Genomic DNA, 14799 nt, shown 5'->3' with positions numbered 1-14799 from the left:
CGCGCGCGAGCTCAGCCGTTCATGTCGAGCGGGCTGCGCGTGGGCGAGGGCAGTTGCACCGGCTCCGGCGGGGTCCAGCCGGGCTTGCGGTGTTCCGCCACCACGGTGGTATAGACGCCACCGCGCACGTTGAAGTACGAGGTCAGGCGCATGTAGCGCGGGTCGGTCGCCGCCACCAGATCGGCCAGGATGCGGTTGGTCACGGCCTCGTGGAAGGCCCCCTCATCCCGGTAGGACCACATGTAGTTCTTCAGCGACTTCAGCTCCACACATTTCTTGTCCGCCACATACTGGATGTGCAGCTCGGCGAAGTCCGGTTGTCCGGTCGCGGGGCACAGGCAGGTGAATTCCGGTACGCGGATATAGATCGCGAAGTCGTTCTCCGGCGCCGGATTGTCGAAGGTCTCCAGGGTCTTGCTCGGCTGGCTGGGCATCTACGTCTCTCGTCGTTGAATGGGTGGCCCCTGCGTGTGACAGCCCCCTGTGGGAGCCTGCTAGCAGGCTCCTACAGCGGGACAGGTGCCAGGTGCTCGGGGGCGGGTCACTCTGAGGGTGTAAGCGTGTACCATTCTAACCCCGAGTTCCCTGACCGCGGATAGCGCCGAACGTGCGACTCGCCCGAATCAAGCTGGCCGGCTTCAAGTCGTTCGTGGACCCGACCACCCTCGTCCTGCCCGGTAATCGGGTGGGCGTGGTCGGGCCGAACGGCTGTGGCAAGTCCAACACCATCGACGCCGTGCGCTGGGTGATGGGCGAGTCCTCGGCCAAGCACCTGCGCGGGGACTCCAGCGAGGACGTGATCTTCAACGGCTCCTCCAGCCGCAAGCCGGTGGGGCAGGCCTCCATCGAGCTCGTCTTCGACAACTCCGACGGCCGCCTGGGCGGCGAGTACAGCGGCTATGGCGAGATCGCCGTCAAACGCGCGCTGACCCGCGACGGCCAGTCCAAGTACTTCCTCAACGGCCAGCGTGCGCGCAAGCGCGACGTGGTAGACCTGTTCCTCGGCACGGGCCTGGGGCCGCGCAGCTACGCCATCATCGAGCAGGGCATGATCGCGCGCCTGATCGAGGCGCGGCCGGAGGAGCTGCGCGTGTACCTGGAGGAGGCGGCCGGCATCTCCAAATACAAGGAGCGCCGGCGCGAGACCGAGAACCGCGTACGCCACACCCGCGAGAACCTCGAGCGCCTGGACGACGTGCGCGACGAGGTGGCCAAGCAGGCCGAGCGCCTGAATCGCCAGGCCGCCACCGCCGAGCGCTACCAGGCCCTGGCGGCCGAACGCCGGCAAAAGCGCGCCGAGGCCATCCTCCTGCGCCTGCAGGCGCAGGAACGCGAGATGGAGGCCAGCCGCACCCGGCTCAACGATGCCGAGACCGCACTGGCCCAGGCCCAGGCCGAGGCTCAGAAGGCGCAGACCGGCACCGAACAGGCGCGCCAGGAGCGCCTCGAGCTGGAGGCCGCCACCACCCAGGCGCAGAGTGCCTACTACGATCGCGCCGCCGAGGTCTCGCGGCTGGAGCAGTCCATTCGCCATGCCGAGGACGAACTAGCGCGCGAACAGGCCGAGCTGCGCCAGCTGGACAGCCGCATCGAGGCCGCCGCCGGCGAGCATCAGGCGGTGGAGGCGCGCATCGCGCAGGCCGAGCAGGAGAGCGCGCAACGCCAGGCGGCTACCGCCAGCGCCGAGGCCGAGCGCGAGCGTCTGGAGGCGGCCGCGGAAGAGGCCGAGACCGAATACCAGGCCGCGCGCGAGGCCCTCACCGAATGGGAACGCTCGCTGGCGGAGCCGCGCCAGAACGCGCAGCTCGCGCGTTCGCGCATGGACAACGCCGAGCACCTGCTCAAGCGCGTCGCCCAGCGCGGCGAGCGCCTCGAGGCGGAGCGTTCGGCCCTGCCGCAGACCCACCCGGGTACCGAGGCGGACCGCCTGGATACGGAACTGGCCGGCCTGCGCGAGCGGCTGCAGGCCCTGCAGGGCGATCGCGAACAGCAGCAGAACGCGCTGGCCGAACTGGAACAGGCTCAGCGCGAGGAGCAGGACCGCCTGCACGCCACCGAACGCGAGGCGCGCGAGGTCGCCGGGCGTCTGGCAGGCCTCGAGCACTTCGCCGGCGAGGACGACCCGCAGGAGACCCGCGCCCGGCGCGACGCCTGGGCGCGCGAACACGGGCTGGATCTGTCGCGCCCGCTGGTGCGGCAGCTGGAGGTCGCCGAGGGCTGGGACACCGCCGTGGAGATGGTCCTGGGGGCCTGGCTGGAGGCCGCCGTGACCGCCACTCCGGAAGCCGCGCCGGATCTGCCCGACGCCATGCTGCGCCTGGTCGATAGCGAGGTGCCGCAGGGCGCGCAGGCGCCGGCCGGCAGCCTGGCCGCTCGCGTGCAGGGCTCGCCGGTGGTCACCGCCTGGCTCGCCACGGTGCAGTGCGCGGACGATCTCGCAACCGCCCGTGCCCGGGTGGCGACGCTGGGTCCGGGCGAGAGCGTGATCACCCCGGATGGCACCTGGCTGGGGCCGGGCTGGGTCGCGCATCGCACGCTGGAGGGCGGGGCCAGCGGCGCGGTCGCGCGGGTGCGTCTGGCGCGCGAGCTGCAGGAGCGTCAGGAGGAGCTCGCGACAGATATGAACCGCCTGCAAGCCGCGCTGGAAGAGCGCAACGAGACCCTCGCGGCCACCCGCGCCCGGCGCGAGGCGCTGGACGGGCAGATCCGCGAGCAGCAGGCCCAGATCGACGACCGCGAGCGCCGCGTGCAGCGCCTGCGCGACCAGGCCCGGCAGCTCGAGCAGCAGCAGGAACGCATCGACCGCGAGGCGGGCGAGCTGGACGAGGAGGCCGCGCGTGCCCGCGAGCAGTTCGCGACCGCGGAGGCCGAGCGCAACGAGGCGCTGGCGCGCATCGAGACCCTGGAGGCCGACCGCGCGGCGCTGGAGGCACGCGTCGAGGCGGCCCGCGCCGCGCAGTCCGAGGCCCGGGATGCGCTGCGCGCGGCACGCGACGCGGCCAACCAGGCGCGCATGTCCGAACAGGAGGCGCGCCACCGCCTGGAGCGCGAACACAACGAGCGCGAACGCCTGGAGCGCCAGCGCGAGGACGATGCCCAGCGCCGCGAGCGCCTCGCACAGGGGCTGCACGAGCGACAGGGCCCGCTGGAGCAGTGGCGCGCGGACCTGCAGACCGCCGCGGAGCAGCGCCAGGAGGCCGAGGCACGCCTGACCCGGGCGCGCGCCGACCTGGAGGCCTGCGACGCGCGGCTGCGCGAACTGGCCGGTGCCAGCACCGAGCTCGGCAATCGCGTGGAGGCGCAGCGCTCGACCTGCGAGGAACTGCGCCTGGACCTGCGCGAGCGCTCGGTGCAGATCGAGCAACTGAAGACCCAGTTCCAGGAATCCGGCTTTGCCGCCGAGGCCCTTGCGCCCGAGCTACCGGAGGACGCCACCGTCCCGGCCTGGGAGCAGGCGATCGGCGAACTGGACCGCAAGATCGAAAAGCTGGGGCCGATCAACCTGGCAGCCATCGACGAGGCGCGTAGCCTGGAGGAACGCTCGCGCTACCTGGAAGAACAGCACGCCGACCTGATCGAGGCACTGGAGACCCTGGAGGCGGCGATGCACCGCATCGACCGCGAGACGCGCGCGCTGTTCAAGCAGACCTTCGACCAGGTGAATGCCGGGCTGGGGCACAAGTTCCAGCGCCTGTTCGGGGGTGGCGAGGCGCGCCTGGAGATGACCGGGGACGACTTGCTGGATACCGGCGTCACCATCATGGCGCGCCCGCCCGGCAAGCGGCTGTCCACCATCCATCTGATGTCCGGAGGTGAGAAGGCGCTCACGGCTTCGGCATTGGTGTTCGCGATTTTCGAGCTGAATCCGGCGCCCTTCTGCATGCTGGACGAGGTGGACGCCCCGCTGGACGAGGCCAACGTCGGTCGGTTCTGTGATCTGCTGCGCGAGATGTCGGAGCAGATCCAGTTCATCTTCATCACGCACAACAAGGCGACCATGGCCATGGCCGAGCAGCTGATTGGCGTTACCATGCACGAGCCGGGCGTGTCGCGGCTGGTCAGCGTGGATATCGACGAGGCCGTGGAGCTGGCGGAGGCCTGAACGAACCGCCCCGTCATTGCGAGGCCCCAAAGGGGCCGCGGCAATCTTCGGGGGATAGTACGACGGGTTCCATCGGACCCCCGGCGCCCGGTAAAAACCGCAGCACATTACTGCAATCAAACGAGGTACTGCGTGGATTGGATGCGCATCAGTCTGGTCATACTGGGGATTGCCCTGATCGCGGGGATCTGGCTTGGCCATCGCCTGCGCACGCGCGCGGCAACGCGCGACGAGGAGGACGATGCCGCGGACTGGGGCGATGAGGCGGTGCATATCCGCGCCAGTGAGCAGCCGGGGCAGAAGCGCTGGTTCGAGCCGGCCGAGCCCGGCAGCGTTTCCGAGCCGGAGGCGGGCTGGGGGGATCCGCTGGATACCGGCAGCGTTCGCACCGGCGGGGCGCGCGAGCCCGCATTCGAGGAGCCGCACCTCCCCGGTGCGAATCGCGAGCAGCGCCACGAGCCTCATCTGGGCGTAACCGCCAACGACGAACCGGACCTGGAGCCCGACTACGGACGCCGGGGCGACCGCGCCCAGGATATCTACGGGGTGCTGGACAGCGACGAGGAGCCCACGCCGCCCCCGCCGCACGGTGCCTTCGAGCCGTCGCCGGAGGACCGCCCGGTACACACCCGGCGCAAGGGCCGGGCGAGCGCGCCGGTGGAGCGTGTGCGGGCGGCGCTCGGTGGCATGGGCGCCCGCCTGCGCGCCGGCATGGAGCGTGTGCGTCCGGAACGGCTCAAGCCCGCACGCGCCGAAGACACCCTGGGCGAGCACCTGCACCCGGACCACGAGGTGGACCCGGACCTGATCGAGAAGCCGGCACCGGATATGGAGACCCTGGGCGAGTATGTCTCCGAGCCGCGCGTGGTCGGGCGCAATCCGAAGGCCGAGCGCCGCGCGACCGACGAGAAGATCCTGCTGCTGCACGTGGTGGCCCCGCGCAACAAGCCGTTCACCGGCGTGGCCCTGGGCGCGGCCATGCAGCGCGCCGGCATGACCCCCGGCGAGATGGACATCTACCACTTCCAGGAACCGGAGACGGACAACCGTGTGCCGCTGTTCTCCGCCGCCAACATGGTGCCGCCCGGCACCCTGCGCGAGGAGGACCTGGCGGACATGATGACCCCCGGCGTCACGCTGTTCACCCAGGTGCACCGCAGTGCCGAGCCGCAGCGGGCCTTCGAGGCGCTGCTGGAGCATGCCCACGTGCTGGCGCGCGACCTGGGCGGCAGCATCCTAGACGCGCAGCAGTCCACCGCGACGAACCAGACCCTGGCCTACATGCGCGAGGACCTGAACGACTGGCTGCGCCGCCACCGCCCGGACGTGCTGCGCCGGCGCAGCACGCGATGAGCCCGTCGGGTACGCGGGCCGGGCAGAATTCGGCGGCTGCCGCGGCGCGCGTGGACGCGCTGCGCCGGCAGATCGAGCACCACAACTACCGCTACTACGTACTCGACGATCCCGAAGTCTCGGACGCCGAGTTCGACACGCTGATGCGCGAACTCGAGCAGCTCGAGGCGGAGCACCCCGAGCTCGTCACCCCCGACTCGCCCACCCAGCGCGTCGGGGCCGCGCCGGCCGAGGGCTTCGCCACGGTGCGGCACCGTCTGCCGATGCTGTCGCTGGCCAATGGCTTCGAGGCGGAAGAGATCCGCGACTTCGACCGCCGCGTGCGCGAACGCCTGGCGAAGCAGACCGGCGACCCGGCACGCCTCCAGGCCGCCGTCACCTATATGGCCGAGCCCAAGCTGGACGGGCTCGCCATCAGCCTGATCTACGAGAATGGGCGTCTGGTCCAGGCCGCCACCCGCGGAGACGGCGAGACCGGCGAGGACGTGACCGCCAACGTGCGCACCGTGCGTCCGATCCCGCTGCACCTGGGCGACCGCTTCACCGACGACGCCCCGCAGGTGCTGGAGGTGCGCGGCGAGGTGTTCATGCGCCGCGCCGACTTCGAGCGCCTGAACGCCGGCCTGGAGGCCGACGGTCAGCGCGGATTCATGAACCCGCGTAACGCCGCCGCCGGCAGCCTGCGCCAGCTGGACCCGCAGGTGACCGCGCGCCGGCCGCTCAGCTTTTTCGCCTACTCCGTGGGCTTCGTGGAAGGCGGCACCCTGCCGGACACCCAGTCCGGCACGCTGGACTGGTTGCGGGAGCTCGGCTTCCCGGCCTGCCCGGAGCGGGAGGTGCTGGAGGGTGTAGAGGCCTGCCTCGACTACTACGAACGGCTCGCCGCCCGGCGCGCGGGGCTGGACTACGAGATTGACGGCATCGTGTACAAGGTGGATGCCCTGGCCGACCAGCAGGCGCTGGGCTTCGTCTCGCGCGCGCCGCGCTGGGCCATCGCCCACAAGTTCCCGGCGGAGGAACGCACCACCACGCTGCGCAATGTCGAGTTCCGTGTCGGCCGCACCGGCGCGCTGACGCCGGTGGCGCGCCTGGAGCCGGTGCTGGTGGGCGGCGTGATGGTCAGCAACGCCACCCTGCACAACATGGACGAGATCGCGCGCAAGGATGTGCGCATCGGCGACCGCGTGATCGTGCGCCGCGCCGGCGACGTGATCCCCGAGGTGGTCGGCCGTGCCGGCGGCGAACGCCCCGCGGACACCCGCGCGATCGAGATGCCCGTGAGCTGCCCCGAGTGCGACTCGCACATCGAACGCCCGGAGGGCGAGGCCGTGGCCCGCTGCACCGGCGGGCTGGTCTGCCCCGCACAGCGGCGCGAGGCGCTCAAGCACTTCGTCTCGCGCCGCGCGATGGACATCGAGGGCTTCGGCGAGAAGATCATCGAGCAACTGGCCGACGGCGGCATCGTGCAAAGCCCGGCCGACCTGTTCGCGCTGGACGCCGAGCGCCTGGAGGCGCTGGAGCGGGTAGGGCCCAAACTCGCGGCCAACCTCGTCCACGCCCTGGAACAGGCGCGCGAGACGACGCTTGCGCGCTTCATCTTCGCCCTCGGCATCCGCGAGGTGGGCGAGGTCACCGCCCGCAACCTGGCCACGTACTACGGCAATCTCGACGCCCTCATGCAGGCCGATGCCGAGGCCCTGCAGGAGGTCCCGGACGTCGGCCCCATCGTCGCCGAGCACATCGCCAACTTCTTCGCCGAGCCGCACAACCGCGACGTGATCCAGGCCCTGCGCGACGCCGGCGTCCACTGGCCCGATCCGCCCCGGCCACAAACGGCAGAGTCGGGCGACTCGGCCCCGCTGGCCGGCAACACCTACGTCCTCACCGGCAGCTTCGACACCATGACCCGCGACGAAGCCAAGGCCGCCCTCGAGGCCCGCGGCGCCAAGGTCACCGGCTCCGTCTCCAAAAAGACCACCGCCGTCATCGCCGGCGCCGACCCCGGCTCCAAGGTCACCAAGGCCGAATCCCTCGACATCCCCATCCTCGGCCCCGCCGACCTCGCCCAGCTCCTCGCTTGATGAGCCCACCTGTAGGATTGGGCTGGAGGAAGTAGTCTGGTCGGAGTGGATTTGTGGGGGTTGTTTTGTGGGAGCGGCCTTGGCCGCGAAGCCCCTGCCAAAGTCGGACCCGGGCAGGAGCTTCGCGGCCAAGGCCGCTCCCACGGGATAGATGCCACAGATCTGGTCTGAAAAAACTGCCCCCACAAGGCTCATCACGGCAACGCCGAGGATAAGCGACCGCGCCTTTGCTACTCTGACGATACGACTTAGCCTCGAATCGTGATTCCCATGCTTCAGCCGGAACGGATCAGCCGCATCAATGAACTCGCCGCCCGGCACCACTGGCGACTGGTGATCCTGTTCGGGTCCGTAGCCCGGGAAGGGCACGGGCGGGATGTGGATCTGGCCGTCGAACCGCAGGCGATGCCGGACCTGATGACGCAGGGACGGTGGCAACGGGAACTGGAAGAAATCTTCGAGCCCGACCCGGTCGATCTTCTGCTCCTTTCGGATCGTGTGTCGCCCGTCACCCGCTTCGAGGTGTTCCGCGATGGCGAATGTCTGTTCGAGGAGCGTGAAGGGCGATTCCATGCGGAGCAGGACCGTGCGTTTTTCCTGCACGCGGATTCCGTCCTGTTCCAGCGCCACATGACAGAGGATTCGGATGCCGCCTGATACTTCCGAGGTGATGCAGCGCAAGTTGTCGATGTTGCGCCGCGATGGCTATCGCCTCGCCGCGACGTGTTCGAGACCCTTCGCGATCGTCTTGATCTCGAGGAGACACTGGCCGAGCAGTTGATGGACGCCTGCGCGATGCGCAACGTCCTTACACACCCGTACGACACGATCGATCTGGAGCGGGTCATCGGCGCTGTCACGCCAGCCCTTCAGGTGTACACCCAGTTCGCTCATTGGGCTGAACAACGCACCTAGCTCGAACTCTGGCGAGACGGTTTGTTTGGTGGGTGTGCACCGTGGGAGCGGCCTTGGCCGCGAAGCCCCTGCCAAAGTCGGACCCGGGCAGGGGCTTCGCGGGCAAGCCCGCTCCCACAGAACTATGGAGTGGTAACAATCTCGGGAGGCTCGAATGCCACGGAAGGCACGATCCCACCGGTTGCGGCGTGGGCGGGTCAGCGAGCACGGAAGGATTTACCTGGTCACGGCGGTATGTGCCGATCGGCATGCCTGGTTTCGCGCGCTCGATCACGGTCGCTGCGTGGTTCAGGCGTTGCGTGAGGTGGAAGGGACGGCGACTACACTCTGCTTCGTGGTCATGCCCGACCATGTCCATTGGCTGATGCAACTTGACGATGGGGAATTGTCCCGCACCGTACAGAAGGTGAAGGGTTCCGCGACTCGTCGAATCGGGCAGTTGAGTGGACGACCTTGCCGGGTTTGGCAGCCGAGTTTCCATGACCGCGCCTTACGGCGGGAAGAGGACCTGCAGGCCGTCGCGCGTTACGTGGTGGCTAATCCTCTACGGGCTGGGCTGGTGAGTAATCTGGGCCAATATCCGCTGTGGGATGCGATCTGGTTGGAGTGAGGGGCTGAACCGACTGTGGCAGGGGCTTCGCGGCCAAGGCCGCTCCCACGGTGGACAGAACCCAGGGTCCCGTTGTGGGAGCGGGCTTGCCCGCGAAGCCCCTGCCAGAGCAGGGAGATGGTCGCGCGTTGGGGCAGCCCCGTATGGGCCGCCTTGGCGGCGAGGCTCCTGCGCGAGGTAGGTTTCCCAGCGCGGGCGGGGGCTTCGCCTGCAAGCAGGCTCCCACAGTGTGTATCACGCAGTCGGGGTGCATTTTTATCAGGGGTTGCTTATGCTCCGCGGGCCGTGACGGATCGCGGCGGCCTCTGGATTGTGTGCTTGATGTAGTGTATTCGGGTGGCTTTGTGGACATCGGAGTCGGGCGGCCAATGCGTAAAGGGTGTTGCAGCTCATGCTGAGCAGGAGCCTGGAAAGGTTGCTCAACCTGCCGCGCTCGCAGAAGCGCTGGCTGATGGTGCTGGCGGATGTCGTGATGCTGCCGCTGGCGCTGTGGTCCGGCTTCGCGATCCGCCTGGCCGAGCCGTTCCCGCCGATCATGCTGGACACCTGGTGGCTGTTCCCGCTGGTGGTCTTGTTGGGTATCCCGCTCTTTGTGAAGCTGGGGCTTTACCGGGCGGTGGTGCGCTTCATGGGGTCGCGCACGATCTGGTCCGTGGGATCCGGTGTGGTGATCCTGGCGCTGGTGTTGTGGGCCGCGGCAACCCTGGCGCAGGTGGAAGGCTTCCCGCGTTCGGTGCCGATCAACTTCGCGATCGTGGCCTTCCTCTACGTCGGTGGCAGCCGGTTCCTTGTGCGCACCTGGTATCGCTCCATCATCGAGGCATCGGCGGGTGCCGAGCCGGTGATCGTGTTCGGGGCCGGCGAGGCCGGTGTGCAGTTGCTGTCCGGGCTCAAGGCCGGAGGCCGCTTCCGTGTGGTCGCGTTTGTGGACGAGGACCGCAGCCTGCAGGGCAGCTCGATCGACGGAATTCCGGTTCACAAGCCGGCCCACCTCGCGCGTCTGGTCAATCGCTTCCGGGTCGGCCGCGTGCTGCTGGCGATCCCGTCCGCGACGCGCCAGGAGCGCCGCCGCATCCTCGAGCAGCTGGAACCGCTGCCGGTGTACGTGCAGACCGTGCCGTCGATGGAGGCAGTGGTCTCCGGGCATGCCAGCCTCGAGCAGCTGGAGGACGTCGACATCGGCGATCTGCTGGGACGGGATCCCGTTCCCCCGGACCCGGAGCTGCTCACCCGCAGTGTGCGCGGCCGGGTGGTGATGGTGACCGGGGCGGGTGGTTCCATCGGGTCGGAACTTTGCCGGCGCATTATCCGCCTGGAGCCGGCCGCGCTGATCCTGTTCGAGCGCAACGAGTTCGCGCTCTACAGCATCGAGCGCGAGATGCAGGAGCTTGCGGCACAGCTGAAGCGGTGCCCGGCGATCCACGCGGTCCTCGGCTCCGTGGCCAATGCGCGGCGCGTGGCCGCGGTGCTGGAAGAACACGGCGTGCAGACGCTCTATCACGCGGCGGCCTACAAGCACGTGCCGATCGTGGAGTCGAACCTGATCGAGGGCGTGCGCAACAACGTCTTTGGCACCGCCGTTCTGGCGGAAGCCGCGCTGAACGCGGGAGTGGAACGCTTCATCCTGATCTCCACCGACAAGGCCGTGCGGCCCACCAACGTGATGGGGGCCACCAAGCGTCTGGCCGAGATGGTCCTGCAGGATCGGGCCCGCGAGCGGCGCGGTACGATCTTCAGCATGGTGCGCTTCGGCAACGTGCTCGGGTCCTCCGGCTCCGTGGTGCCGCTGTTCCACCAGCAGATCCGCGATGGCGGGCCGGTCACGGTGACCCACCCGGAGATTACGCGCTACTTCATGTCCATCCCCGAGGCGGCCGAGCTGGTCATCCAGGCCGGTGCCATGGCCGAGGGTGGCGAGGTCTATGTACTGGACATGGGCGAGCCGGTCAGGATCATCGACCTCGCCCGGCGCATGATCCGCCTGCACGGGCGCCAGGTAAAGGAAGGCGGCATGCCCGAGGACGGGGTCGAGATCGTCTTCACCGGCCTGCGCCCGGGCGAGAAGCTCTACGAGGAACTGCTGATCGGCGACAATGTCGAGCCCACCGCGCATGCCCGGATCATGCGCGCCCGCGAGGACTGCGTCGCGCCACAGGACCTGCAGGCGGCCCTGACCCAGCTGGACCAGGCCGACCGCGAGATGGATACCGAGCGCGCCTGCCACACGATCCGCGCAGTGGTGCACGAATACGCCCCAGCCGACCACCCGCCGCAAGAACGGTTCGCGGGGTAAGCAGGCCGTTAGCCTTTCGTGCCTCCGATCGCATCATGGTTAACGCCGCCCCAGTATCCTCGGGCCCTGAATAATCGCGGTCGGTGGGTCAGCCCCCCGTAGGAGCCTGCTCGCAGGCGAAGCCCCTGCCAAAGCCGGACCCTGGCAGGGGCTTCGCCGCCAAGGCGGCGCCAGCGGGTTCCGGGGCAACCGCAAACGCAGACACAAAGATCCAGACAGAAAGGAAGCAAGGGATGAAAATCGCAGTCGCCGGAACCGGCTATGTCGGGCTTTCCAACGCCGTCCTGCTCGCGCAGCACCACGAGGTGGTCGCGCTGGATGTGGTGCCGGAGAAGGTCGAGCAGATCAACCGCCGGCAGTCCCCGATCATCGATGCGGAGATTCAGGATTTCCTCGAGAACCGCGAGCTGAACCTCAAGGCGACGCTGGACAAGCAGGCGGCCTACGAAGGCGCGGATTTCATCATCATCGCCACGCCTACGGACTACGACCCGCAGACCAACTACTTCAATACCAGCACCGTCGAATCCGTCATCCGCGACGTGCTGGCGATCAACCTGCACGCCACTATGGTCATCAAGTCTACCGTGCCGGTGGGCTACACGCGCGAGATCCGCGCGCAGATGGAGACCGACAACATCCTGTTCTCTCCCGAGTTCCTGCGGGAGGGCCGGGCGCTGTACGACAACCTGCACCCGTCGCGGATCATCGTGGGCGAGCAGTCCGACCGCGCCGAGACCTTCGCGGGTCTGTTGGCGGAAGGCGCGGTGGACGCGGACATCCCGATCCTCTTCACCAACTCCACCGAGGCCGAGGCGATCAAGCTGTTTGCCAACACCTACTTGGCCATGCGTGTGGCGTATTTCAACGAGCTGGACAGCTACGCCGAGGCCAACGGTCTGGACACCCGCCAGATCATCGATGGCGTCTGTCTGGACCCGCGTATCGGAAGCCACTACAACAACCCGTCGTTCGGCTTTGGCGGCTACTGCCTGCCGAAGGATACCAAGCAGCTCCTGGCGAACTACGACGAGGTGCCCAACAACATCATCAAGGCCATTGTGGACGCCAACCGGACGCGCAAGGACTTCATCGCGGATGCGATCATCAAGCGCCAGCCCAGGGTGGTCGGGGTCTACCGGCTGGTGATGAAGAGCGGCTCCGACAACTTCCGTGCCTCCGCCGTCCAGGGCGTGATGAAGCGCATCAAGGCCAAGGGTATCGAGGTCGTCGTCTACGAGCCGGAACTCCCGGACGACGACTTCTACCGCTCCCGCGTCATCCGCGACCTCGACGAGTTCAAGCGCATCAGCGACGTCATCGTCGCCAACCGCATCACCGATGACATCCGCGACCAGACCGACAAAATCTACACCCGCGACCTCTTCAACAGCGACTGATCGGTTTCCACGCCCCCCGCCCTTGTAGGAGGCCAGCCCTCTGGCCGATTGGGTGTTGGACAGGCCCATCGGCCAGGGGGCTGGCCTCCTACAATGGGTCCTGGACATCCTGTAGGAGCGTAGCCCCTGCGCGATGCGGCGCGAAGCCCCCCAAAGCCAGCCCTTGCCACGCAGCCCTGCCCGCCCCTACGCGGGCAGGAGCGTTCGCCTGCCGGGTTTGGCTTGCGGGTAGGGATGGTGCGTGGTCCAATCCCGGCGCTCGTTGCTTGCAGGTGGTTGTTGTCAGGGTGGCGATTCCGGCGATACGGGAACGCCTGGCCGCATGAGCCCCCATGCACTGAAGCCTGGGGCGGCCGAATTCCGGGTGGCCCCCTAAGACGCGTAAGCGGCTTGCTACTGGATGATTGACTACACAGGAACGTACTCATGACGGATTCCGCAGGGCCACAAGCCCGCCCCTACGACGACGAAATCAGCCTTTATGACCTGTACGACGTGGTGATGCGTCGTTTGCTGTTGATCCTGGGTGTGGCTGTACTCACGGTTGTTTTGGGTGCGGTGTACGCATTTATGCAGCCGGTTGAGTACGAATACAGGTCCGGTGTCGATCTTCCGGGGGTCTACTCGGAGTTGGCCAATGAGGCTTCTCCCGGGACCGTTGATGTGGTCTCGAGGGGGAAGGTGATTGAAAGGCTTGAGGATGTATTGATCCCGCAGCAACGCGCAGCGCTCGATCACGGGCAGCAAGGTGCCCCAGCGGTTCGTGTTACTGCAGAGGGCTCCGAGTACAGCCTGACGCTGACCTCGAAGAGTACGCGCGATCGCGCGAACCAAGTGGCAGACCTGCATCGTCAGGTGGTTGCGGCCTTGAGTGAGTGGCTGGGTGTGCGCTTTGACGAAAGCCTGGCAGCGAGTCTGAGGCCCCATTACAGCCGCATGGAACTACTTGATGAACAGATTGCCATCTTGCAGGACGACCTCGATGAATTGCGTGAGCGTCTTGACGAAAGGGAAGACGTAGCCGGTCTGATTATGGCGCAGCGCGTTAGCGATATCCGGAGGGAGCTTGCCGAGTTGCGCAAACAACGAGTGGATGCACGATCGAAGGCCGAGACGATCCAGGCGATGAGCCGCGAGATGGAAGAAACCTTCGTTGCCAGGGAGTCTGACAGTCCAGTGGGCCCTGGCCGCTCGCTAATCGTCGCGCTGTCTGTGGTGCTTGGGGGAATGCTCGGGCTCTTCGCGGCGTTTTTCTGGGAGTTCGTCAGCAACGCTCGCAGCCGCCGGCCGGAGCCGAACTGATCCGCCGGGTGCGCGGATTCGTCATCCCAGAGCTTGAAGGGTAGGCGCGCGCTCACGGTTTGCGCCCGCGCCTCGTTGCGATGTGACGCCCGGATGTGATCGAATCCGGAAATTGTTCACCCCGTGAACGCCAGGCCCAACCCAAGTGGTGACGGGCCGGGCATGCGAAAGCCCGGTCGCGTCGCGCTGTCTCGTACCGTTCCCACACGCTACCGGCTGGCAGGATGATTCATTGATTGACGAGGATCTTCATCTGGCAGTGCTCCGCTTGCTGGAGCGCGAACCGGACATGAGCCAGCGCCAGCTTGCGCGAGCGCTGGGCCTGTCGGTCGGCAAGACGCACTACGCCCTCAAGGCCGTGCTGGATCGAGGGTGGGTCAAGGCACAGAACTTCCGCCGCTCCGACAATCGCTCGGCCTATCTGTACAAACTCACCCCGAGCGGGCTTCACGAAAAGGCCCGCTTGGCCTACCGCCTGCTCCAGCGCAAGCGCGTCGAACACGAAACCCTGATGGCCGAAATCGAACAACTCCGCGCCGAGCTCCAGGACCATGAAAAATCTCCCCTGTAGGCGCTGAGCCCTCTGAGCGATGGGGTTCTGGTGATGCCCAATCGGCCAGGGGGCTGGCCTCCTACAGAAGGCGAGACGACGACGGATGACGGGATGGAATGGATCACGCCGTGGCGGCCCGCGCGCTGGCTGCTCGTATGGCGGTGGCATGTCCCTGTAGGAGCGCAGCCCC

The 14799-nt window shown here is 67.6% G+C and carries 11 protein-coding genes; 10 read left to right on the top strand and 1 reads right to left on the bottom strand.

What is annotated here, in order from left to right; genetic code table 11:
* Window positions 1-11: 11 nt before the first annotated feature.
* Complete coding sequence (gene queF, locus C996_RS0107290) at window positions 12-434, bottom strand: preQ(1) synthase (protein WP_018866798.1); 423 nt, start codon at window positions 432-434, stop codon at window positions 12-14.
* 173 nt (window positions 435-607) lie between these two features.
* On the opposite strand from queF, the gene smc reads away from it, so the two are divergent.
* From smc to C996_RS0107245, 10 genes are all read left to right on the top strand, one after another.
* Window positions 608-4102 (top strand): chromosome segregation protein SMC, encoded by a 3495-nt coding sequence (gene smc, locus C996_RS0107285; protein WP_018866797.1) that lies wholly within the window; start codon window positions 608-610, stop codon window positions 4100-4102.
* Window positions 4103-4243: 141 nt separating this feature from the next.
* Window positions 4244-5455 (top strand): cell division protein ZipA C-terminal FtsZ-binding domain-containing protein, encoded by a 1212-nt coding sequence (locus C996_RS0107280; RefSeq protein ID WP_018866796.1) that lies wholly within the window; start codon window positions 4244-4246, stop codon window positions 5453-5455.
* Window positions 5452-7536 carry an NAD-dependent DNA ligase LigA gene (gene ligA / locus C996_RS0107275; RefSeq protein ID WP_018866795.1) on the top strand — a complete coding sequence of 695 codons (2085 nt, stop codon included), beginning with the start codon at window positions 5452-5454 and terminating at the stop codon, window positions 7534-7536. Before C996_RS0107280 ends, ligA begins: the two co-directional genes overlap by 4 nt.
* Before the next feature lie 270 nt (window positions 7537-7806).
* On the top strand, window positions 7807-8193 hold the full coding sequence (locus C996_RS0107270; RefSeq protein ID WP_018866794.1) for a nucleotidyltransferase family protein: 387 nt from the start codon (window positions 7807-7809) through the stop codon (window positions 8191-8193).
* A gap of 66 nt (window positions 8194-8259) precedes the next feature.
* On the top strand, window positions 8260-8451 hold the full coding sequence (locus C996_RS13790; RefSeq protein ID WP_018866793.1) for a HepT-like ribonuclease domain-containing protein: 192 nt from the start codon (window positions 8260-8262) through the stop codon (window positions 8449-8451).
* A gap of 154 nt (window positions 8452-8605) precedes the next feature.
* Window positions 8606-9061: a transposase gene (locus tag C996_RS14225; RefSeq protein ID WP_081623690.1), complete on the top strand. Its 456-nt coding sequence runs from the start codon at window positions 8606-8608 to the stop codon at window positions 9059-9061.
* Between the two features lie 391 nt (window positions 9062-9452).
* On the top strand, window positions 9453-11354 hold the full coding sequence (locus C996_RS0107260; RefSeq protein ID WP_026279237.1) for a nucleoside-diphosphate sugar epimerase/dehydratase: 1902 nt from the start codon (window positions 9453-9455) through the stop codon (window positions 11352-11354).
* Between the two features lie 233 nt (window positions 11355-11587).
* Window positions 11588-12754: a nucleotide sugar dehydrogenase gene (locus tag C996_RS0107255; RefSeq protein ID WP_018866791.1), complete on the top strand. Its 1167-nt coding sequence runs from the start codon at window positions 11588-11590 to the stop codon at window positions 12752-12754.
* A gap of 426 nt (window positions 12755-13180) precedes the next feature.
* The gene (locus tag C996_RS0107250; protein WP_018866790.1) at window positions 13181-14056 is read left to right on the top strand and encodes a Wzz/FepE/Etk N-terminal domain-containing protein; all 876 of its coding nucleotides are present in this window, start codon (window positions 13181-13183) and stop codon (window positions 14054-14056) included.
* 232 nt (window positions 14057-14288) lie between these two features.
* Window positions 14289-14627, top strand: coding sequence for a MarR family EPS-associated transcriptional regulator (locus C996_RS0107245; RefSeq protein ID WP_018866789.1), 339 nt, complete (start codon window positions 14289-14291; stop codon window positions 14625-14627).
* Window positions 14628-14799: the final 172 nt, after the last annotated feature.

Source organism: Thioalkalivibrio sp. ALE25, from assembly GCF_000377285.1.
GTDB lineage: Bacteria > Pseudomonadota > Gammaproteobacteria > Ectothiorhodospirales > Ectothiorhodospiraceae > Thioalkalivibrio.
The sequence above is the reverse complement of the archived record's forward strand: the minus strand, read 5'-3'. Positions and strand labels throughout refer to the sequence as shown.

Excerpts from the sequence above, each read along its gene's own strand:
- queF (WP_018866798.1), bottom strand. The coding sequence starts at position 434 with ATGCCCAGCCAGCCGAGCAAGACCCTGGAGACCTTCGACAATCCGGCG.
- C996_RS0107280 (WP_018866796.1), top strand. The coding sequence starts at position 4,244 with ATGCGCATCAGTCTGGTCATACTGGGGATTGCCCTGATCGCGGGGATC.
- ligA (WP_018866795.1), top strand. The coding sequence starts at position 5,452 with ATGAGCCCGTCGGGTACGCGGGCCGGGCAGAATTCGGCGGCTGCCGCG.
- C996_RS0107270 (WP_018866794.1), top strand. The coding sequence starts at position 7,807 with ATGCTTCAGCCGGAACGGATCAGCCGCATCAATGAACTCGCCGCCCGG.
- C996_RS14225 (WP_081623690.1), top strand. The coding sequence starts at position 8,606 with ATGCCACGGAAGGCACGATCCCACCGGTTGCGGCGTGGGCGGGTCAGC.
- C996_RS0107260 (WP_026279237.1), top strand. The coding sequence starts at position 9,453 with ATGCTGAGCAGGAGCCTGGAAAGGTTGCTCAACCTGCCGCGCTCGCAG.
- C996_RS0107255 (WP_018866791.1), top strand. The coding sequence starts at position 11,588 with ATGAAAATCGCAGTCGCCGGAACCGGCTATGTCGGGCTTTCCAACGCC.
- C996_RS0107250 (WP_018866790.1), top strand. The coding sequence starts at position 13,181 with ATGACGGATTCCGCAGGGCCACAAGCCCGCCCCTACGACGACGAAATC.